This is a genomic window from Streptomyces sp. NPDC091416 (genome assembly GCF_044756845.1).
Classification (GTDB): Bacteria; Actinomycetota; Actinomycetes; order Streptomycetales; family Streptomycetaceae; genus Streptomyces.
The window spans coordinates 464,066-485,816 of sequence record NZ_JBIVTU010000003.1; the positions used below are offsets into that span (position 1 = coordinate 464,066).

Annotated in this window: 15 protein-coding genes; 8 read left to right on the top strand and 7 right to left on the bottom strand. The window is 71.4% G+C overall.

The window, feature by feature from the left end:
* Positions 1-27: 27 nt before the first annotated feature.
* The 3 genes from ACIQMX_RS12645 to ACIQMX_RS12655 all read left to right on the top strand — a co-directional run bounded on the left by ACIQMX_RS12645 (position 28) and on the right by ACIQMX_RS12655 (position 4,795).
* Positions 28-900 (top strand): alpha/beta hydrolase family protein, encoded by an 873-nt coding sequence (locus tag ACIQMX_RS12645; RefSeq protein ID WP_402477171.1) that lies wholly within the window; start codon positions 28-30, stop codon positions 898-900.
* 115 nt (positions 901-1,015) lie between these two features.
* Positions 1,016-2,422 carry a carboxylesterase/lipase family protein gene (locus ACIQMX_RS12650; protein ID WP_402477174.1) on the top strand — a complete coding sequence of 469 codons (1,407 nt, stop codon included), beginning with the start codon at positions 1,016-1,018 and terminating at the stop codon, positions 2,420-2,422.
* Between the two features lie 813 nt (positions 2,423-3,235).
* Positions 3,236-4,795: a pectate lyase gene (locus ACIQMX_RS12655; RefSeq protein WP_363069400.1), complete on the top strand. Its 1,560-nt coding sequence runs from the start codon at positions 3,236-3,238 to the stop codon at positions 4,793-4,795.
* A gap of 111 nt (positions 4,796-4,906) precedes the next feature.
* Here ACIQMX_RS12655 and helR read toward each other — a convergent pair whose 3' ends face one another.
* From helR to ligD, 5 genes are all read right to left on the bottom strand, one after another.
* The gene (helR, locus tag ACIQMX_RS12660; RefSeq protein WP_402477502.1) at positions 4,907-7,048 is read right to left on the bottom strand and encodes an RNA polymerase recycling motor ATPase HelR; all 2,142 of its coding nucleotides are present in this window, start codon (positions 7,046-7,048) and stop codon (positions 4,907-4,909) included.
* Positions 7,049-7,280: 232 nt separating this feature from the next.
* Positions 7,281-7,730 (bottom strand): helix-turn-helix domain-containing protein, encoded by a 450-nt coding sequence (locus tag ACIQMX_RS12665; protein ID WP_402477178.1) that lies wholly within the window; start codon positions 7,728-7,730, stop codon positions 7,281-7,283.
* 94 nt (positions 7,731-7,824) lie between these two features.
* Positions 7,825-8,235, bottom strand: a complete 411-nt coding sequence (locus ACIQMX_RS12670) for a VOC family protein (RefSeq protein ID WP_363069404.1) — start codon at positions 8,233-8,235, stop codon at positions 7,825-7,827.
* 282 nt (positions 8,236-8,517) lie between these two features.
* Positions 8,518-9,321, bottom strand: coding sequence for a methyltransferase domain-containing protein (locus tag ACIQMX_RS12675; protein ID WP_363069406.1), 804 nt, complete (start codon positions 9,319-9,321; stop codon positions 8,518-8,520).
* 75 nt (positions 9,322-9,396) lie between these two features.
* The gene (ligD, locus tag ACIQMX_RS12680; RefSeq protein ID WP_402477182.1) at positions 9,397-10,365 is read right to left on the bottom strand and encodes a non-homologous end-joining DNA ligase; all 969 of its coding nucleotides are present in this window, start codon (positions 10,363-10,365) and stop codon (positions 9,397-9,399) included.
* Between the two features lie 448 nt (positions 10,366-10,813).
* Here ligD and ACIQMX_RS12685 point away from each other — a divergent pair, with 448 nt between their 5' ends.
* Entirely contained in the window at positions 10,814-14,212 is a 3,399-nt protein-coding gene (locus tag ACIQMX_RS12685; RefSeq protein ID WP_402477185.1) for a CARDB domain-containing protein, read from the top strand.
* A 183-nt stretch (positions 14,213-14,395) separates the two neighbouring features.
* Positions 14,396-16,432 carry a prolyl oligopeptidase family protein gene (locus tag ACIQMX_RS12690; RefSeq protein ID WP_402477188.1) on the top strand — a complete coding sequence of 679 codons (2,037 nt, stop codon included), beginning with the start codon at positions 14,396-14,398 and terminating at the stop codon, positions 16,430-16,432.
* A 44-nt stretch (positions 16,433-16,476) separates the two neighbouring features.
* Here the strand turns inward: ACIQMX_RS12690 and ACIQMX_RS12695 are convergent, their stop codons facing one another.
* Both ACIQMX_RS12695 and ACIQMX_RS12700 read right to left on the bottom strand, forming a co-directional pair.
* Entirely contained in the window at positions 16,477-16,935 is a 459-nt protein-coding gene (locus ACIQMX_RS12695; RefSeq protein WP_402477190.1) for a nuclear transport factor 2 family protein, read from the bottom strand.
* A 125-nt stretch (positions 16,936-17,060) separates the two neighbouring features.
* A complete protein-coding gene (locus ACIQMX_RS12700) occupies positions 17,061-17,741 on the bottom strand; it encodes a winged helix-turn-helix domain-containing protein (RefSeq protein ID WP_363069416.1) in 681 nt (226 codons plus the stop codon).
* Positions 17,742-17,806: 65 nt separating this feature from the next.
* Here ACIQMX_RS12700 and ACIQMX_RS12705 point away from each other — a divergent pair, with 65 nt between their 5' ends.
* The 3 genes from ACIQMX_RS12705 (at position 17,807) to ACIQMX_RS12715 (ending at position 21,650) form a co-directional block, all read left to right on the top strand.
* The gene (locus ACIQMX_RS12705) at positions 17,807-19,651 is read left to right on the top strand and encodes an isocitrate lyase/phosphoenolpyruvate mutase family protein (RefSeq protein WP_402477192.1); all 1,845 of its coding nucleotides are present in this window, start codon (positions 17,807-17,809) and stop codon (positions 19,649-19,651) included.
* 112 nt (positions 19,652-19,763) lie between these two features.
* Positions 19,764-21,017 carry an amidohydrolase gene (locus tag ACIQMX_RS12710; protein ID WP_363069420.1) on the top strand — a complete coding sequence of 418 codons (1,254 nt, stop codon included), beginning with the start codon at positions 19,764-19,766 and terminating at the stop codon, positions 21,015-21,017.
* Between the two features lie 81 nt (positions 21,018-21,098).
* Positions 21,099-21,650 carry a YciI family protein gene (locus ACIQMX_RS12715; protein WP_363069422.1) on the top strand — a complete coding sequence of 184 codons (552 nt, stop codon included), beginning with the start codon at positions 21,099-21,101 and terminating at the stop codon, positions 21,648-21,650.
* The last annotated feature ends 101 nt before the right edge of the window (positions 21,651-21,751 follow it).

Below are 21,751 nucleotides of genomic sequence, written 5' to 3' on the forward strand. Positions count from 1 at the left end.
AGTTCGCCCCGACGTCAGGAGACACCCATGTCGTGGAGAAGGAAACTGCTCGTCCCGTTGGCCGCACTCACCCTCGTCCTGTCCGCATCGGCCGCTGCGGGCGCAGCGCCGGCCCCCCAGCACACCGGTCCCGCAACGACGTCGGCAACGACCGACTTCGGCGCCCCCGGGCCCTACGCCACCGCGGTGGAAGTCGGGGTGATCACCACCCTCTACTACCCGCGTGACATCGCGACCAGCGACCGTCGCCACCCCGTGATCGTGTGGGGCAACGGCACCAACGGCATACCCCTCGTCTACCGGGAGCTGCTGATCCACTGGGCCGGTCAGGGCTTCATCGTCGCAGCGGCCAACACGCCGCAGTCCAACCTCGGCATCTCCATGCGCGCCGGGATCGACATGCTGACCCACAGGAACGCCGACCCGGGCAGCATCTTCCACGACCGCGTCGACCTGGAACACATCGGCGCGTCGGGGCACTCGCAAGGAGGCGCTGCCGCCATAGTCGTGGGCGCGGACCCCCGCATCGACACCATCCTGCCGATCCAGCCCGGTCCACTCGCCAACATCAACGCCGTGCACGTCCCCGCACTCCTCCTGGCCGGTGAGAAGGACAGCATCGTCTTCCCCTTCCTGGTCAAGGCCTTCTACGACGCCGCCGATCACATCCCCGCCCTGTACGGCGAGCTGCGCGGGGCCGACCACTTCACGGTCGTGGGCGACCCCGGACCGTTCGCCGCGCCGACCACCGCATGGTTCCGTGCCCAGCTCATGGGCGACGAGACGGCCCGCGCCCAGTTCTTCGGTCCCGGGTGCGGAATCTGCACCGATACCACCACCTGGTCCGATGTCCGCCGCAACAGCCTGGCTCTGAGCGTTCCCGCGGCCGCCACCCCGTAGCGGGCTGCCGCCTCCCGCCGGCATCGTCAAGCTCGCGGTGCCGGTTCTCCCGTATCCGCCTCCTCCGTGCGCTCCGGCGACGGAGGAGGCGGACGCACCTTGTGAAAGGACCCACATGGACGCCATCGCGACCACCTGCCGAGGCCGGGTCCGTGGCCGCGTCCGGGACGGAATCGCCACCTTCCTCGGAATTCCCTACGCCGCCGCACCGTTCGGCCCCCATCGCTTTCGAGCCCCTGCGCCCGTCGAGCCGTGGCAGGGGCTGCGCGACGCGCTCGACTACGGGCCGACCGCGCCGCAGCGCCCCTACCGTCCGCCCCTCGACCGGTTGATTCCCGATGTGGACATCCCGGGGGAGGACTGCCTCAACCTCAACGTCTGGACTCCGGACCCCGATGGGGGACCGCTGCCCGTGATGGTGTGGATCCACGGAGGATCCCTGCGGAACGGCTCGGGTGCCGTACCCCTGTACGACGGCCGGGCCTTCGCACGCGATGGCATCGTCCTCGTCACGGTCAACTACCGCCTCGGAGTCGAGGGGTTCGGGGTGTTCCCCGACGCACCGGACAACCGGGGCCTGCTGGACCAGATCGCGGCCCTGGGCTGGGTGAAGGAGAACATCGCGGCCTTCGGCGGCGACCCGGAGAACGTCACGGTGTGCGGCGAGTCCGCCGGGGCCGTCAGTATCGCCGCCCTGATGACCAGCCCCCGTGCGGCCGGACTGTTCCACCGGGCGGTCCTGCAGAGCGGCCCGCCGCAGACGGTGGCGCGCAGCCGGGGCGCGAAGACGGTGCGTGCGATGGCGAAGGCACTGCGGGTGCCCGCCACGGCGGAGGCGTTCGCGGCGGTGGACCGTGAGCTGCTGCTGGACGTACAGACCGAAGTCGTCGGCAAGGCCGATCCGATCAGTGGCGGCCCCGGCTTCCACCTCGTAGTCGACGGCGACGTGGTTCCGGCGGAACCGTCGCCGCCCACAGTCGATCTGCTGATGGGCTGCAACCGGGAGGAGTACCGGCTGTGGTTCGTGCCGAGCGGCATGGTGGACCGCGTGGGCGCCCTCTCGCTCCGGCTGGCGCTGTTGAAGTTCCGGGTCCCGGCACGCGTCGCCGGACTGTACAAGGCGTCCAGACCGGGCGCGAAGCCCGGCGTGATCCTCGGCGAGATGGCCACGGACCTGCTGGTGCGGGGACCGCTCAACCGGCTCGCCGACGCGCGGCCGGCCCGGACGTTCCTGTACGAGTTCGCATGGGCCTCGCCCGTACTCGACCTGGGCGCCTGCCATGCCCTGGAGATCGGCTTCGTCTTCGACAACCTCCGCCACGGTGAGGCGCTCACCGGCCCGGACGCGCCCCAGCCGCTGGCAGACGCCATGCACCGGGCCTGGGTCGCGTTCGCTGCCTCGGGTGACCCGGGATGGTCCGCCTGGGACGCGAGCCGGCCGGTGATGGTCTTCGGCCATCCCGACACGGGTGTGGTCCTCGCACCACGCCAGGAGGAACTGCAGGCCTGGCTCCAGCGGTAGGGCCTGCCCCGGCCCCGGCCCCGGACCCACGGGGCCGGGGCCCTTGCATCAGGGTCCGGGGCCGGGCGGGCGCGGTTCCGGGATCAGGTCCGGACGGGTCCGGTGCTGTGGACCAAGGTCCGCACGGGCCCCGGCGGCCGGCGGGGCGCAGACGACGGGCCCGCCGGCCTGGCAGGCGCGGGGCCACCATGATCGGGCTCCCGAAAGAACGCGCTTGCTCTCGTGGGTCCCTGCTCTCCGGAGACGCTTCGGGTGGCACCGGAGCTCGCCGGCCGTGCCGCTCATTCACCTCTAAATCCAGCAAACTCGGGGCAGTTGGCGGAACAGTTGAAGCGCTTCACCGGGTGAGGGCGTCCAGAGCCTTGCCAGCCCCGCGCACGCGGTCCTATTCTCACCACGAGAAAGCGCTTTCCACTCTGTCAGTCCCGTTCCGGTGGCAGTGGAGTCACGGCAGGGACGTTGCCGTGACCTCGCGAACGAGCCGCCAGTGATCCGGTAGGGGGCTGTACCCACGGTGCCGGCATGTCATGGGGTCACGAACCACGCCATGGTGACGACGCATCGAGCCGTCCTCCGCGGTTTCGGGGGCGGCGGCCTCCTGCGGCGGCGGTGACCCCGTGGCCGGACCGGCGTACGCGCAAGCTTCGGGCCGCAAGAGCGCGGCCCTGCCCCATCGCACCGAAGAAGAGCACGCGCCACCGCGCCGATCAGGGCCTGTCCGGTGAGAACGGCAGTCGACGGACGGACTGCCATGAATGACATGGGCATGCCACTGACTGCGTGGCCTTCGAAGACGAACAGGGAGATACCAGCATGAAGCGACGAGTCGCACTGCGCCTGTATGCGGCGCTGACCACGGCCACCCTCGCCGCGGCGACCGGTGTCGTCGTGTCGATGCCGTCGGCATCGGCCGCGGCCACCGGCGCCACCGGCTACGCGACGCAGAACGGCGGGACCACCGGCGGAGCGGGCGGGCAAACGGTCCGGGCCACCACGGGCACCGCGATCCACCAGGCCCTGTGCAGCCGCGCCAGCAGCAGCACCCCCATCACCATCCAGGTCGAGGGGACGATCAACCATGCCAACACCACCAAGGTGTCCGGCGACAGCTGCAACACCGCGGCCGGTGTGATCGAGCTCAAGCAGATCAGCAACGTCACGATCGTCGGAGTCGGCAGCGGGGCCGTTTTCGATCAACTGGGCATCCACATACGCCAGTCCAGCAACATCATCATCCAGAACGTGACCGTCCGGAACGTCAAGAAGTCGGGCTCGCCCACATCCAACGGCGGTGACGCCATCGGCATGGAGAGCGACGTCCGCAACGTCTGGGTCGACCACACCAGCCTGGAGGCGTCGGGAGGGGAGTCGGAAGGGTTCGACGGCCTCTTCGACATGAAGGACAACACGCAGTATGTGACGCTGTCCTACAGCACCCTGCGCAACTCCGGCCGCGGCGGTCTCATCGGGTCGAGCGAGACCGAACTCTCCAACGGCTTCGTCACGTTCCACCACAACCTGTACGAGAACCTCGACTCCCGCACCCCCCTGCTGCGGGGCGGCATCGCCCACATCTACAACAACTACTACGTGAAGCTGAACGAGTCCGGGATCAACTCCCGCGCCGGAGCCCGGGCGAAGGTGGACAACAACTACTTCAAGGACTCCAAGGACGTCCTGGGTACCTTCTACACCGATGCGCCCGGATACTGGCAGGTCAGCGGCAACACGTTCGACAACGTGACATGGTCCGCCCCCGGCAGCGAGAACAACCCGGCCGGTCCCGACCCGAAGTCCAACACCACCGTCAGCATCCCCTACGCCTACAGCCTCGACGCGGCTTCCTGCGTGCCCGGCATCGTGGCCCAGACCGCGGGCGCCAACAAGGGGCTGAAGGTGTCGGACGGCAACTGCTCGACGCAGACGCCGACCCCGGACCCGACCGACCCGACGCCCGACCCGACCGACCCCACCCCGGACCCGACCGACCCGACGCCGGACCCGACCGGGACCAACCTCAGCATCGGCGCGGGCGCCGACGGGTCCAGCAAGGCCGACGGGACGAGCTACGGCAACGTGCGGGACGGTGACCTGAGCACGTACTGGTCGCCCGCCGGGGCGACCGGCTCGATCTCGGTCAAGTGGGGATCGGCGACCTCCGTTTCCTCGGTCAACATCCGGGAGGCCTCCGGTTCCGCCGGCAGCATCGGGAGCTGGAAGGTGCTGAACGGCGACACCGGCGCGGTGCTGGCCACCGGAAGCGGCGCGGGTGCCCACTCGATCCCGAAGACCTCGCTGCGCAAGATCACCTTCCAGATCACCGGCTCCACCGGCACCCCGAAGGTCGCAGAGTTCGAGACCTACGCCGGATAGCGGCGCGCGCACCGTCCGTCCGGTCCCGGCACCGGTGGATCCGGACGGACGGTGCGAAGCGGCAGCAAGCCCGTCGGCATGACCGCCCGCGCGGCGGCCATGCCGACGCCGTCACGGGCTGGTGAGGACGACGAGCCGCTGGGTCGCGCGGGTCATCGCGACATAGCGGTCGACCGCTCCTTCGATGCCCGTGCCGAACTGCTCCGGGTCGATGAGGACGACCAGGTCGAACTCGAGGCCCTTCGACAGTTCCGGGGTCAGCGAACGGACCCGGGGCTTCGCCCGGAACCCGGGATCGCCGATGACGCAGGCGGTCCCTTCGGCATGTGCGACGAGCCAGGTGTCGAGGACCGCGTCGAGCTCGGCGGCGGACCCGTGGACCACGGGAATGCCGCTGCCGCGGACGGAGACCGGCACGTTGGCGTCGGGGAGCGCGGCCCGGATGACCGGTTCGGCCTCCGCCATGACCTCTTCCGGCGTCCGGTAGTTGATGCTCAGGGAAGTCCGGCCGATCCGGTCGAACCCGACGCGCTCCAGCCGTTCCTGCCAGGACTCCGTGAATCCGTGCCTGGCCTGGGCGCGGTCCCCGACGATCGTGAAGCTCCGGGACGGGCAGCGGAGCAGCAGCATCTGCCATTCCGCGTCGGTCAGCTCCTGGGCCTCGTCCACGACGACGTGCGCGAACGGCCCGGCCAGCAGGTCCGGTTCGCCGCCGGCCCGTGCGGATCCGTCGACCAGGGTGTCCTTCAGGTCCTGGCCGTGCAGCATCGTGACCGCGCCCTCGCCGTCGGCATCGGCCTCGAGCAGGGGGTCGATGACATGAGCCATCTGCTCACGTTCGGCCGCGATCTCCGCGGCGTGCCGGCGTCTGCGCAGCGATGTCTCCGGGTCGCCGAGCCGCCGGCGTGCCGCGTCGAGGAGAGGCAGGTCGGACACCGTCCAGGCCTGGGCGTCCGCGCGCTGGAGCCGGGACACGTCGTCGCGGCTCAGCCAGGGAGCACAGGTGCGCAGATAGGCGGGCACCGACCACAGGTCCCCGATCAGGTCGGCCGCCTCGACCAGCGGCCACGCACGGTTCAGGACCGCGAGCAACTCCCGGTTCTGCCTGAGGGACTTACGGAGCAGCTCCTCCGGAACGCCGTCCTCGTCCCGCTCCACCAGGATCGTGACCAGCTCCTCCAGCACCTGGTCGCGCGCCTCGTTGTGCGGGGTGCCGGATGCCGCCTCGAACGCCACCGCCCAGTCGTCCGCCTTCAGCCGGATGTCGGACCACTGGGTCGTGACCGTCATGCCCTTGGCGGGCGGTTCCTCGTAGAACCTGACAGCGGCCTCGACGGCCTTCACCAGATCCGCGGACGACTTGAGACGGGCCACGTCCGGGTCGGCCTCGGTCCCCGCCGCGGCTCCCTCGGCCACGAGGTCGCGCAGGGTACAGGTCTGTACGCCTTCCTCGCCCAGGCTCGGCAGGACGTCGGCCACGTAGCCCAGGTACGGCTCGTGGGGACCGACGAACAGCACGCCGCCGCGACGGTGGCCGAGGCGGGGATCGGAGTAGAGGAGATACGCGGAACGGTGCAGGGCGACGACGGTCTTGCCGGTACCCGGGCCGCCGTCGACGACGAGTGCGCCGCGGGAACCCGCGCGGATGACGGCGTCCTGGTCGGCCTGGATGGTGCCGAGCACATCGCGCATCCGTGCCGACCGGCTGCCGCCGAGCGTGGCGATGAAGGCGGACTGGTCGTCGAGCGCCGCGTGTCCGGCGCCCCCGTCCGCTGTGAACACCTCGTCCCAGTAGTCACTGACCCGGCCGCGGGTCCACCGGTACCTGCGGCGGCTCGCCAGGCCCATCGGGTTGGCGTGCGTGGCTCCGAAGAAGGGCTCGGCCGCGGGGGAGCGCCAGTCGAGCAGCAGCCTACGGCCCGTGCTGTCCGTGAGGCCGAGCCGCCCGATGTACACGGGATCGGAGTCGTCCGCGCCGGCCATGTGCCCGAGACACAGATCCAGGCCGAACCGGCGCAGCGTACGCAGCCGGGCGGTCAGCCGGTGGATCTCGATGTCACGGTCCATCGCCTGACGGCCCATCCCGCCGGGCGACCTGCGCTCGGCATCGAGGCGCGCGGACAGTTCGGCGACCGACTGTTCCAGGCACTGGGCGATGGCAGCGAAGTGCTTCTCGTCGGCGGCGATCAGCTGGGGGTCGGCCTTGAGGACGAGCCGGTCGGGCAGGTCGAACGCGCTGGTGGGTCCCACCACCGGGTCGCCGTCGTGGTGCGACCCGTGAACCGGCACAAACTTATGCACTGAGTGAATCTCCCGTTTCCGCAGCTTCCGGCGCCGACGGCTTCCGGCGTCGACGAGCGATTCTGCGGTACCACCGGGGCCTTGCCGCAAGCCCCCCACTGCGCTATAAGTTAAAAGTGGCAAGAGGTGGGTCGTCCCTTTTGCTCTGCCCCCGGCAACATCCCGGGACGTGTCGCAATCCTCCTCAGGCCCGCGTGGTGGCGGCTCGCGCTGTCTCCGTAGCCTGTTTCGGCACCCACGGCGTCATCATGTCCGCCGTGGTGCGGGCGGCGGACTGCCGGTAGGCGTCGGGCGGCATCCCGGCCAGCTCGGTGAAGCGCGTACGGAAGACGAGTGCCGACGTGCAGCCGACCGTGCGGCGGATATCGGCGACATGGAGGTCGCCGTGCAGCAGCAGGACGACGGCACGCTCGATACGACGGGCCATCAGATACGCGTACGGGGACGCGCCGTAGGCCAGCCGGAACTGGCGGCTGAGCTGTCCGGCCGGCATGCCGGCGCCGCGGGCGAGCGCCTCGACGTCCAGGGGCTGCGCGTACTCCCGGTCGATCCGGTCGCGTACGCGACGCAGCCGTGCGAGGTCGTTCAGGCGCTGTGCAGCCATGCGGGCGCGGCCCCACGCGGGGTGACACATACCAGCTCCGTTTCGTCGGCTTCCGTGCGTGCCTGGAGTGCGGCGGTGCCCGGCGTGAAGCCGGGCCGCCCCGGTGGGCCTGCGGCCCGACGGTTCAGCGAAGCTCCTGGATGCGGACCAGGTTGCCTGCCGGGTCACGGAAGGCGCAGTCGCGGATGCCGTACGGCTGCTCGGTCGGCTCCTGGACCACCTCGGTGTCGCCCGCCCGTACCTTCTCGAACACTCCGTCGAGGTCCGGGGTGGCCAGCAGGATCCATCCGTAGGTGCCCTTGGCCATCATCTCGGTGATGGTGCGGCGCTCGTTCTCGGTGATGCCGGGGTCGACGGCCGGCGGCGCCAGCAGGATGGATGTGCTGGGCTGCCCGGCGGGCCCGACCGTGATCCAGCGCATCCTGCCCTGTCCGACGTCACTGCGGATCTCGAAGCCGAGAACGTCGCGGTAGAAGGCCACGGACGCGTCCGGGTCCTCGTGCGGAAGGAAGCTCGTGTGAATGCTGATGTCCATGCCGATCATGCTAGATCCGCCCCGGCGGCCCGCGCTTCTCGATTCCTGATCGATTCCGCCGGATCGTCCCTGCGCGCTCCGGCCGCCCGGGCTTTCCCGTACGTTCCGCCCGGATGCTTCCCGGGAGGCGTGAACGGGTGGGGGTGTGCCGCCCGTCCGCCACCGGCGGTGACACCCTGGGCGAGTTTCAGGCGTCGTCGCGCAGACACACGAGGGCGGCGGGGCCGGCGTCAACGGCGCGACGGACGTGCGGATCGCTCATCTCGCGACATCCGTGCGAGGTCACGGACGCCGCCCCCACGCGGAGATCATCGGGGCGGTGGCGAGGTCGAGGCGTCCGGTGGCGACGTTGGCCAGGTGACGGTCGATCTCGTCGTCGGTGGCGAGCCCCTCCGACACCAGCAGCCCGCGGATCTGCCGCACGGTCGCGGCCTCCAGGACGGAACACGCGGGCGAGGTGATCGGGAAGTACGCGTCGGCCTGCACGTCCTCCAGACCGGCTTCGCGCAGCAGCCTGGGCAGGGTCCGCCCGTACGCGAGGTCCGCGCCCCGGGCCGCCATCAACGCACGGAACCCGGATCGCAGCCGGTTGGCGAGCCGCTGCTGCGGACCGGACTCGTCGGGGCACAACAGCGGCTGCAACCCCGGATCGGCGTCCTCCAGGAGCAGCGCTCCACCCGGCCGGAGCGCCCGGACCATGCGGCGCAGCGCCTCGGCCCGGTCGGTGACGTGCACCAGGACCAGTCTGGCGTGGACCAGATCGAAACCGCCGGGCGGCGGCGGGTCGGCCGCCACGTCATGACGCAGCACCTCGACCACACCGTCCGTGACGCCTTCGGTCCACGAGACGTCGATGTCGGTGGCGACCACCGCTCCGGTCGGGCCGACCCGCTCGGCCAGCCCCAGGGGCACGGAGAGAGAGCCGGCGCCGACCTCCCAGCAACGCATCCCGGCGGAGATGCCGAGCCGGTCGACATGCCGGAACGTCACCGGGTCGAAGAGCTCGCTCAGAGCCCCGAAGCGGATGCCCGCCTCCGACTGCCGGTTGTCCAGAAGGTAGCCGCGCTCCGCGTCGTGTTCAGCCATGGCGCGATCCTGTCAGAGACCGCCGACGGGGCACGGGCCGCGCTCCTCGTGCCGGGAGACGCTCCGCCCGCCCCGTCAGCCGAGGCGGGTCAGATCCGGCCGCAGCCGTTGCCAGACCGGATGGCGCAGCCGGCCGGCCCTGGTCCACTCCGACGCGGTGACCTCCGCGACCAGCCGGGGTTCCACCCAGTGCGCACCGGCCACGTCGACCCGATCGGTGAACGGGGACGACGCTCGTGCGATGACCGCGAAGTACGCCGCGAGTTCGCCCTGTTCGCGCTCGGACATTCCCGACCCCACCGATCCCGCGTACCGCAGACCGGCGGGCCCGGCGACGCCGACGAGCACGGCGCCCGGAACACCCGTGGCCGCGCCCCGTCGCTGGGTCCAGCCCCCGATGACCACGTCCAGGGTCTCCACCCGCTTGGTCTTGCGCCAGTGAGCCGATCGGGTGCCGGGCAGATAGGGGGACGAGAGCCTCTTCGCGACCACTCCTTCCAGGCCCTCGCGGACCACGGCGTCCCACACCTGTGACCCGCGCCCGTGCACGTTCGGCGGCGCCGACCAGTGTGCCCCGGCCAGCCCCAGGGCGGACAGGATCTCGCGACGCTCCCCGTACGTCGCGCTCAGCAGACCGAGGCCGTCGAGGTACATGACGTCGAAGATCATCAGATGGGCAGGACAGCCCAGCGCGAGGCGGCCGACGCGCCGTGGGTCGACCACGCCCATCCGGCTCTGGAGGAGTCCGAAGTCGGAGTGTCCGGAAGCGTCGAGGGCCACGATTTCGCCGTCCAGCACCACACCGCGCCCCCGCAGCGCCCTGCCCAGTGCCTGCAGTTCCGGATAGCTCACCGTGATGTCGTTGCCCGCCCGCGACGCCAGCCGCACCGATCCGTCGCCCGTCGTGGTCGCGACGCAGCGGATACCGTCCCACTTGGTCTCGAACGCCCAGCCCGAGTCGGGCACGGGAAGCGGACCCGGCACGGCCAGCATCGGGGCGGTCGGGGGAGGCGACCAGAGGGTGCCGGAAGGAATCGGATCCATGGCCTCGATGATCGAACCTCCCGCAGGACTGTGCAGAACGGAACAAACCGGGCGGAAGTTCGTGGAGCGACGGTTGCGGTGTTCGTACGGCAGGTCTTGCGGGCGATGCGGCGCCACCGCGAATCGGTGCGTGGCGCTGAGCAGCGCAAACGGCGGCGCGCACGGGATGCCGGTGTGAGGACCGTTGACAAATACGTGACCTGCTAGAAACCTGTCACCGCAGCGCCGCAAAAAATGAATCAGATCGCTCAAAAAGCGAAGTGATAAGCGCGAGTTTCCGGCGGGCGGCCTGCTTTCCCTCCTGCCGGCGTCCCCGATCGCCCCCATCGGTGTACCGGCAGCCCGCAATCCGGTCCGGTCCGGCCGCACGGCGCCGCGCGCGCCGTACGGCCGGGCGAGGCCTTCGCGCGCGCTCCCGGTCCCATGGCCCCACGGAACAGAGGACAGCATGAGATGGAAGCAACTCGGACGGCGGCTGGCCGTCGGCGCGGTGACCGCCGCGCTGATGACCGTCGGGCTTCTGCCGGCCGCCGCCTCGGCAGCCGTACAGGTCCCCGACCTCGCCCTCGGCAAGCCGGTGACGGCCAGTGCCGCGCACGGCGCCTACCCGGCGTCCAACGTCGCCGACGGCAGCCAGCAGACGTACTGGGAGAGCACCGGCTCACTCCCGCAATGGGTCCGGATCGACCTCGGCAGCCGGTTCGACGTCGACCAGGTGACGCTGAGGCTTCCGGCCACCTGGGAGGCCCGGACCCAGACCATCGGGATCCAGGGCAGCACGGACGGGAGCACCTTCAGTACCCTGTCCGCCTCCACCGCCCGGGAGTTCAGTCCGGCGGCGGGCAACACCGTGACCGTCGGGTTCGCCGCGCGGGAGGCCCGGTACATCCGTGTGCAGGTGACCGCCAACAGCGGCTGGAACGCCGCGCAGCTCTCCCAGGTCGAGGTCCGCGGTGAGGACACCGGGAGCGACCCCGGCCCGTCGCCCGCCACCGGCTCCAACCTGGCGCTGAACAAGCCGATCGAGGCGTCGTCGTCCGTCCAGAACTACGTGGCGTCGAACGCCAACGACGACAGGACCGGCACGTACTGGGAATCCGGCGGCTACCCGGCCACGCTGACGGTGAAGCTCGGCGCCGACGCCGACATCGAGGCCGTCGCCGTCAAGCTCTCCCCGGACCAGGCCTGGGCGACGCGTACGCAGGGCGTCGAGGTGCTCGGCCGCGCCCAGTCCGCCACCGGCTTCACCCAGCTGAAGCCCCGGGCCGACTACGTCTTCGACCCCTCGGGGAACGAGAACACGGTCACGATCCCGGTCACCGGACGGTACGCGGACGTGCAGCTGAAGTTCTCCTCCAACTCGGGTGCCCCCGGCGCCCAGGTCGCCGAGATCCAGGTCGTCGGCACCGCCGCCCCCAACCCGGACCTGACCGTGTCCGCGCTGACCTGGTCGCCCGCAGCGCCGTCCGAGAAGGACGACGTCACGGTGGACGCCACCGTGCGCAACACGGGTACTGCGGCGGCCGCGGCGACGACCGTCGACGTCAGCCTGGAGGGCGTGGCCGCCGGCAGCGCTCCGGTGGGCGCCCTCGCCGCCGGCGCCTCGGCCACCGTGCACATCGACATCGGCAGACGGGCCATGGGCGCCTACAGCGTCACGGCAGTCGTCGACCCGACCGACACGATCGTCGAGAAGGACAACAGCAACAACAGCCGCACCGCCGCCACGAAGCTCGAGATCGGGCAGAGCCCGGGCCCCGACCTGGAGGTGCTCGGCATCACGTCGACCCCCTCGAACCCCGCGGTGGGCGCTTCGGTCACCTTCTCCGTCTCCGTGCACAACCGCGGTACCACAGACGTCGGTTCGTCCACCGTCACCCGTCTCCTCGCGGAGAACACCACCCTGAACGGCGCCACGGGCGCGATCCCCGCCGGGGGCACGGTCACGGTGGCCATCAGCGGCTCCTGGACCGCGAAGAGCGGCGGCGCCAATCTGACCGCCACGGCCGACGCCACCGGTGTCGTCACGGAGACCAACGAGAACAACAACGTCTTCTCGCGCGCCATCGTGGTCGGCCGCGGAGCAGCGGTCCCGTACACCGAGTACGAGGCGGAGGCCGGCGACTACCGGGGCACGCTGCTGACATCCGACCGGGAACGCACCTTCGGGCACACCAACTTCGCCACCGAGTCCTCCGGCCGCCAGTCCGTCCGGCTGGACTCCACCGGCCAGTTCGTCGAGGTCACCTCGACCGTGCCGTCGAACTCCCTCGTGGTGCGCAACTCCATACCCGACGCTCCCGGCGGCGGCGGGACGGAGGCCACGATCAGCCTCTACGTCAACGGCACCTTCGCCCGGAAGCTGACGCTCTCCTCCAAGCACAGCTGGCTGTACGGCGACACGGACAGTCCGGAGGGCCTGACCAACACGCCGCAGGCGGACGCCCGCAGACTGTTCGACGAGTCCCATGCGCTGCTCGGTCAGTCCTATCCCGCCGGAACGAAGTTCCGTCTCCAGCGTGACGCGGGCGACTCCGCCTCCTTCTACGTCATCGACCTCGTCGACCTGGAACAGGTCGCTCCGGCAGCCGCCCAGCCGGCCGGATGCACCTCGATCACCGCCTACGGGGCCGTCCCGAACGACGGGATCGACGACACGGACGCCATCCAGCGGGCGGTGACGGCCGACCAGAACGGTGACATCGGCTGCGTATGGATACCGCCGGGGCAGTGGCGGCAGGAGCAGAAGATCCTGACCGACGACCCACTGAACCGGGGGCAGTACAACCAGGTCGGCATCAGCGACGTCACGATCCGCGGCGCGGGCATGTGGCATTCCCAGCTGTACACCCTGACCGCACCTCAGGACGCGGGAGGCATCAATCACCCGCACGAAGGGAACTTCGGCTTCGACATCGACGACAACACCAAGATCTCGGACCTGGCGATCTTCGGCTCCGGCACCATCCGGGGCGGAGACGGCAACGCCGAGGGAGGCGTCGGCCTGAACGGGCGCTTCGGCCAGGACACGGAGATCACCAACGTGTGGCTGGAGCACGCCAACGTGGGCGTGTGGGTCGGCCGGGACTACAGCAACATCCCGGAACTGTGGGGACCCGGTGAGAATCTCCGGTTCACCGGCATGCGGATCCGCAACACCTACGCGGACGGCATCAACTTCGCCAACGGGACCCGTGAGTCGACCGTGTTCAACTCCTCCTTCAGGAACACCGGAGACGACTCGCTGGCCGTGTGGTCGAGCAAGTACGTGAAGGACCCGTCGGTGGACATCGGCCACGACAACCACTTCCGCAACAACACGATCCAGCTGCCCTGGAGGGCCAACGGCATCGCGGTCTACGGCGGTTACGGCAACACGATCGAGAACAACATCATCTCCGACACGATGAACTACCCCGGCATCATGCTGGCCACGGACCACGATCCGCTGCCCTTCTCCGGGGAGACGCTGATCGCCAACAACGCGCTGCACCGCACGGGCGGAGCGTTCTGGGGCGAGGCCCAGGAGTTCGGCGCCATCACCCTGTTCGCGGCCTCCCAGAACATCCCGGGCGTCACCATCCGTGACACCGACATCTACGACTCGACCTACGACGGAATCCAGTTCAAGTCCGGGGGCGGCTCCGTGCCGGGAGCGCAGATCAGCAACGTCCGCATCGAGAACTCCGTCAACGGGTCCGGAATCCTGGCCCATGGCGGTGCGCGCGGCAGCGCGACGCTGACCGGTGTGACCATCACGGGTTCCGCCGACGGCGACGTGGTGATCGAGCCCGGATCCCAGTTCGTCATCAACGGCAGCGCGGGGAAGGAGACGGCCCGCAGGTAGCCCCGGCCACGAGCCCCGGAACCGTTCCGCGTCTGCGTCAGCGGACCCGGAACACGGTCCGGGCATCCGGCCCGGCCCCGCCGGCACGCCATCCGGGCGTGCCGGCGGGGGAGCGGAGCCGGCTCGCGCCGGCCATGGCCGGCGGATGCGGACACGCCGCGCCCCGCGAGCCCGCACAATTCGATGGTGAACAATGACGACCCGTACCTGTGGCTGGAAGACATCGAGGGCGAGGCCGCGCTCGCCTGGGTGGCGGAGCGGAACGCCGAGACGGAGGCCGCCCTGGCGTCCGGCACGGGGTTCGCCTCGCTGAAGGAGCGCCTGCTGGAGGTGTTGGACGCACCGGACCGGATCCCGTACGTCTCGCGCCACGGCGAGTTCCTCTACAACTTCTGGCGTGACGCCGGGCATGCGCGGGGTGTGTGGCGGCGCACGACACTGGAGCGGTACCGCACGGACGCCCCCGAATGGGAGACGCTCCTCGACGTCGACGCGATCGCCGCCGCCGAGGGAACGAAGTGGATATGGGCCGGGGCGCGGGTACGCCACCCCGACTGCGGCAGGGCCCTGGTCAGTCTCTCGCGCGACGGCCAGGACGCCGTGGTGGTCCGCGAGTTCGACCTCGGCACCCGGACCTTCGTCGAGGACGGGTTCCAGGTGGCGGAGGCGAAGACCCGGATCGGATGGATCGACGCCGACACCGTGTTCGTCGGCACGGACTTCGGGCCGGGCTCCCTCACCGGATCCGGCTATCCGAGGACGGTCCGCCGCTGGCGCCGCGGTACGCCGCTGGAGGAGGCCGAGCCGGTCTTCGAGGGCGAGCCGCGCGACGTGGCGGCCGGTGGCTGGCACGACTCCACACCCGGCTTCGAACGGGACTTCGTCGTCCGGTCGATGGACTTCCACCACAGCGAGATGTTTCTCCTCGGCCGCGAGGCCTCGCTCATCAGGATCGATGTTCCGGACGACGCCGACGCGTACGCCCATCGCGAGCATCTGATCGTCAGCCTGAAGTCGCAGTGGCTCGGACACCGCGCGGGTTCCCTGCTGGCCTTCGGCTTCGACTCCTTCCTGGCGGGCGACCGGACCCCGGAGGTGCTGTTCACACCGGACGCCCGGACCGCCCTGGCCGGGCACACGTGGACCCGTCACCATCTGATCCTGGAGACGATGCACGACGTCAGCACCCGCATTGAGGTACTCACCCCGACCCCCGGCGCCGGATGGGCGCGCGAGCCGCTCGCGGACGTTCCGGCGCTGTCCGCCGTCACGGTCGTCGACACGGATCCGGACGTCTCCGACGAGTTCTTCCTCGACGTGTCGGGGTTCCTCCAGCCTTCCACGCTGTACCACGGGAAGGTCGGGGGAGAGACGGAGATCCTCAAGCAGGCGCCGGCCCGCTTCGACACGGCCGGTCTCGGTGTGGAGCAGTGCTTCGCCCTCTCGCAGGACGGCACGCAGGTGCCGTACTTCGTGATCGGCCCACGCGACGCCTCCCCGGGCCCCGGCCCCGCCCTCCTCTACGGCTACGGCGGCTTCGAGGTCTCGCTCACCCCGTTCTACGGCGCGGTGACGGGCCGGGCCTGGCTGGAGCGCGGGGGCACCTACGTGATCGCGAACATCCGGGGCGGCGGCGAGTACGGCCCCGGCTGGCACCGGGCCGCGCTCGGCGCGGACCGGGTGCGGGCCTTCGAGGACTTCGCGGCCGTCGCCGCCGATCTTGTCGCACGCGGGGTCACCACCCCGGCCATGCTGGGCGCGGCGGGCGGCAGCAACGGCGGACTGCTCATGGGCGCGATGGTCACCCGGTACCCGGACCTGTTCGGCGCGATCGTCGCGCAGGTCCCTCTGCTGGACATGCTCCGCTTCCACGAACTCCTCGCCGGTGCCTCCTGGATCGCGGAGTACGGTGACCCGGACGACCGGGCCGATCGCGTGCACCTGCGCGAGTTGTCCCCGTACCACCGGCTCTCGGCGGACCGGGTCTATCCGCCCCTGCTCCTGACGACCTCCACCCGTGACGACCGGGTCCACCCCGGCCATGCCCGCAAGGCCGCGGCACGGCTGCGCGAACTCGGCCACCGGGTCCTGCTCCACGAGAACACCGGCGGCGGCCACGCGGGCGCGGGCGACAACGAGCAGTCCGCCCACAACAACGCCCTCGTGCGCACCTTCTTGTGGCGTCACCTCGCACCGCCGGCCCCCACCACGCCCGGCTGACCCGCCGGTCCCCGTATCCCGGACGGAGCGGGGCCGGGGACGCGCTACGGAGTACAGGCTCCGGCGATGGACAGGCTGTTCTCGTAGAGGTGGTGCCGGGTGACACGGCCGTCCTCGACGGTGAGGCGGAGGGCGAACGGGCCTGCGAAGGACTTCCCCGTCGCCCGTACGGTTCCCGACAGGTGTCCCATCAGGACGGCATCGGTGCCGTCGACCAGGAAGGCGTCGACGGACGCCCGCGCGTCCTCCGGCACCGTGTGCGCGGCCAACTCCGCGGACTGGGCGGCGCATTCGGCGGCCGTGGACCGTGGGCGGATCCACGGGACCACGGGATTGTCCGCGAGCAGCCAGTCGACCTCGTCGGCGAACAGCGCGGCGATCCGCTCGGTGTCCCCGGCCAGCCGGGCCGCGAGGAACGCCTCCACGACGGCCCGGGTGGCCTCGTCGGCGGAACCTGCGTCACCGGCCCGGCTCGGCTTGCTGGTGGCGGGCTTGACGGCCATGGCGGGCTCCTCGCGGTCAGTGGGCTGCCGACGGTGTCCCCGTCGCTGTCCCCGATCCTGCCGCGAGGGAGCGGCGCGGTCGATTACCCCGGAGGTAATCCGCGCGCAGTCGCCCGCTGCGCCGCTCAGCCGACCTCCGCGCCCAGCAGTTCCCGGAACGCATCGGCCCCCGCCGGTGTCACCCGCACAGCCCGCCCGGAACCGATCCGCCGCACCCAGTGCCGCTCCAGCGACGTGGCGCACAGGGCCGCGCCCACCGCTCCGGCCAGATGCGACCGGCGCTCCGTCCAGTCCAGGCAGCTCCGCACCATGGGCCTGCGCCCACCCGCGGGGTGCCGGTAGCCGAGGGCCGCGGCCAGCCAGTCCCGGCCCGCCGGGGTGACGGAGAGCCCCGCGTCCTTTGAGACCAGGCCCCGGGAGATCATGGCATCGGCCAGGGCCACACCCAGTTCACCGGCCAGATGGTCGTAGCAGGTCCGGGCCCGCGCCTCGGCACCCGCCCGTACGGACTGGCGCAGGTTCCGCGGGCGGGGGGAAGCGGCGGGAGCGTACGAGGCGACCGCCTCGATCAGGGCTGCCGCCTCCGGGCCCGCCAGCCGCACATAGCGGTGCCGGCCCTGCCGCTCCTCGGCCAGCAAACCACCCTCGATGAGGCGCGACAGCTGCTCGCTCGCCGTGGACGCGCTGACCCCGGCGCTCCGCGCGAGCTCGCCCGCGGTCCAGGCCCGGCCGTCCAGCAGGTCCTGGCAGAAGGTGGCCCGGGTACGGTCGGCGAGCAGGGACGCGGTCTCGGAGATTGAGGACATGCGGCCATGATGCCGCCTCGACGGTTCGGGCCGCGCCGAACCGTCGAGGCCCTACGGTCGGCCCCATGACGCACACGACGCACGAGTTCGACCGCTTCGAGGACGTACGGTCGGCCCTCGCCGATCCGGCACTCGTCCCGCAACGCCCGCCCGCGCCGGACGGCCCGCCCGGGGCGAGCGTCGCCTGGCTGCGCGCCACCGTGGCCCGGTTCAGCCACGGCGAGCCGCACCGGCGGCGGCGTGCGCTGGTCGAGGCCGAGCTGGCTCGTCTCGCTCCGGAGTCGCTGCGACAGGCGGCAGCCGGTACGCCCGGCGAGGACATCCGGGCCACGGTGGTGCGTACGCTCGCCGAAGCCCTGGGCATGCAGCGGCCCGCAGCCGTGGCGGAGGCCGTGATCACGGTGGCCGGGGTCTACTTCGGCGGCGAGGACGCGGCCGCCGACGAGGCGGTGGCGAGGCTGGCGAGGTGGCCGGCCGCCCCTACGCAGGGCGGGCCGGGTTCCACGCAGGGCGGGCCGGGCTTCGCGCCTGCCGGGCCGGGCCTCGTACAGGGCGGGGCGGGCCTCGTACAGCGAGGGGCGGGCTCCACGCAGCGCACACCTGGCGCCACGCCGACCGGGCCCGTGCCCACGCCGACCGGACCCGTGACTGCGCTGACCGGGCCCGTGCCGACCGGACCCGTGCCCACCGGAGCCCTGCCGACCCGGCCCATCCCGACCGGAACCGTGCCCACCGGAGCCATGCCCGTGCCCGCGACGGAACCGGCGCCTGCCTGGGACGGCGCCGCGCTGGAGTCCGCGGCAGGGCGCATCGGTCTGCTGGTCCAGGCGTGCGAGGCGACGGCCGCGCTCGTGGAGACCGCAGCCCGCAACGACCGGCTCCCGCTGTCCCGGGTTCTGCGGGACCTGCCGCCCGTACCGAGCATGTGGCGCGTCGCCGCCAGAGGCACCCGCGTCGCCGGCCGGGAGATCGCCGAGGGCGATGTGGTGCTGCTCGACCTGGCGGCCGCCAACCGCGCGCACCCGGTGCCCCTCACCTTCGGCGCCCCGCCCCGCATCTGCCCGGGCAGGGCCCACGCCCTCGCGCTGGCCGACGGACTGCTCCGGCGCCCGCTCACCCCGTTCGCCCGCCTGCACCACCGAGCGCACCCACTGCTGCTGCCCAACGCCTGGGACTACGCCTCCGCCGCCGCGCTGGCGGACCAGGGCTTCGCCGCCATCGGCACCACCAGCCTGGGCGTCGCCGCCGCGGCCGGTCTGCCGGACGGGGCGGGCGCGACGGCCGAGGCGACCCTGGCCCTGGCCCGTCGCCTCGGAACGGGCCGATTCCTGTTCACCGTCGATGCCGAAGGCGGGTTCAGCGACGACGTGGCGGAAGTGGCCGTGCTGGCACGCGCCCTGTACGAGGCGGGCGCGGCCGGCATCAACCTCGAGGACGGCCGCCCCGACGGCACGCTCGCGCCGATGGAGTTGCACGCGGCGAAGATCGACGCCGTCAAACGCGCGGCGCCCGCGCTGTTCGTCAACGCACGTACCGACACCCACTGGACATCCCGTCACCAGGACGAGACCGCGACGCGCCTCGCCCTCTACGAACAGGCCGGTGCCGACGGGGTGTTCGTCCCCGGCCTGTCGGATCCGGCCGCGATCGCCGAGCTGACCGCGGCCCTCGTCGTACCGCTGAACATCCTGTACTCCCCGGGCGGGCCCACGCCTGCCGAGCTGGGCTCGCTGGGCGTGCGCAGGGTCAGCCTCGGCTCGCTGCTCTACCGCCGGGCACTGGCGGCGGCCGTCGCCGCGGCGACCGGCATCCGGGACGGCCGGCCGGCGGATCCGGCTGCCCCGTCCTACGCCGAGGTCCAGGCACTGGCGCACGCCCGCCGGGCGCGCGACACGCCTGTGGCCCCGTGAGCGACCTCCGGCGCTTTCGCGGGCGGGGCTGATGCGCGGCGGCCGCTCTCGCGATGCGATGTGATCGGCCGGAAGGTACGGTGCCCGGACCGGCGCGGAGGAGGAATGGGACATGGCCAGTACGGTGACCGAGGGCCTGCCGCACATGCGCGAGGACCTCGCCGGCTTCTACCGGGACCTGCACAGCCACCCGGAGCTGTCGCTCCAGGAGACCCGGACCGCCGCGTTGCTGGCGCGGCGCCTGCGCGAGGGGGGTTTCGACGAGGTCGTCGAGAAGGTCGGCGTCACCGGCGTGGTGGGCGTCCTGCGCAACGGCGACGGCCCCGTCGTGATGCTGCGCGCGGACTTCGACGCGCTCCCGGTGGAGGAGAACACGGGACTGCCGTACGCCAGCACGGTCCGCGCCGTCGACGGCGACGGCCATGAAGTGCCCGTGATGCACGCCTGCGGGCACGACATGCACGCCGTCTGCCTGACCGGCGCCGCCACCCTCCTCGCCCGGGCCCGCGAGCAGTGGACCGGCACACTGCTGGTGGTGTTCCAGCCGGCCGAGGAACTGGCGGTCGGCGCACGCGGCATGGTCGACGACGGCCTGTTCGAACGCTTTCCCAAGCCGGACATCGTCCTGGGCCAGCACGTCGGACCCCTTCCCGCCGGATTCATCGGCTACGGCAACGGGCCGGTGATGGCGGCCGCCGACTCGGTGAACATCACCCTCCACGGCCGGGGCGGCCACGGATCCAGGCCGGAAGCGTCCATCGATCCGGTGCTCATGGCGGCCAACGTGGTCACCCGGCTCCAGGGCATCGTCGCCCGCGAGGTACCGCCGGCGGAGACGGCCGTGGTGACGGTGGGGCGCCTGAAGGCCGGCACGAAGGACAACATCATCCCGGAGACCGCCGAACTGGGCGTCAACATCCGCGCGTTCACCCCGGCCGTGCGCGATCTGGTCCGCAGCGCGGTGGAGCGCATCGTGACGGGGGAGTCGCGGACGAGCGGCGCACAGAAACCGCCGGACTTCACCTGGTTCGCCTCCGCCCCCGCGCTCGTCAGCGAACCGGAGGCCACGAAGACGACCGTGGCGGCGTTCTCCGAGCACTTCGGCGCGCAGCGGCTGCTGCCGATGCCGCAGGTGAACGCGAGCGAGGACGTGGGTGTGTTCGGCGAGGCGCTCGGCGTGCCCACGGTCTTCTGGTTCTGGGGCGGTCTGGAGGCGGAGTCGACGATTGCGGCGTTCACCGAGGGACGGATGGACGAGCTGCCGGGCAACCACGCGTCGACCTTCGCACCGGTCATCGAACCGACACTGAGTACCGGCGTGGAGGCGCTGGTCGTCGCGGCGCTGACCTGGCTCGGCAGGGTGTGACAGCGGCGCACCACCAGCGGGCCGGGCGCTCGGCGCGGAAACCGGCTCGACCCGTCTGCCTCCGGTCGGAGATCCTTGGGTATGGAGTTCCTCTGCTACCACCGTGACCGGCCCGGCTCTCTCCCGCTGCGTGAGGAGCTGGTGGAAGACCACTGGACCTACATGGACCAGTATGCGAAGGAGATGATCGCCAGAGGCCCGACCTTCGCCGACGAGGACGACGAAGTGCCCACCGGAAGCGTGCACATCGTCGACCTGCCCGGCCCCGCCGCTGCCCGCACGTTCGCCTTCGACGAGCCGAACTACCAGGCGGGCGCCTACCGCGACGTACTGCTGCGGAGATGGCGCAACCTGCTGGGCCGCACCATGTGGGACTTCCCCGGTGGGCACAGCGGAGGCAACCGGTACCTGGTGATCGGCCTCGGCTCGGGTGAGGCCGCCGACCTCGCGCTGCCGTCCGGCCAGGACGAGCTGATCGCCTACGGGCCGCTGCTCTCCGACGACGGTGCGCGCTGGCTGGGCACGGCGGCCCTGCTGCGGGCACCGGATCCGGACACGGCACGCGCCATCCTCACGCCGGACCGGTACGCCGGGATCGAAGTGCATGCCTGGGAGTTCGGCGGGCGGCGCTGACAGTCCGGGGAAGCGGGCGTCAAGCGCCACGTCACCGCCCGCGAGGGGCGGCGGTTCCACGCGTCTCGGCTGGATGGAGCAGGCGACGCGCAGCGTGTGGA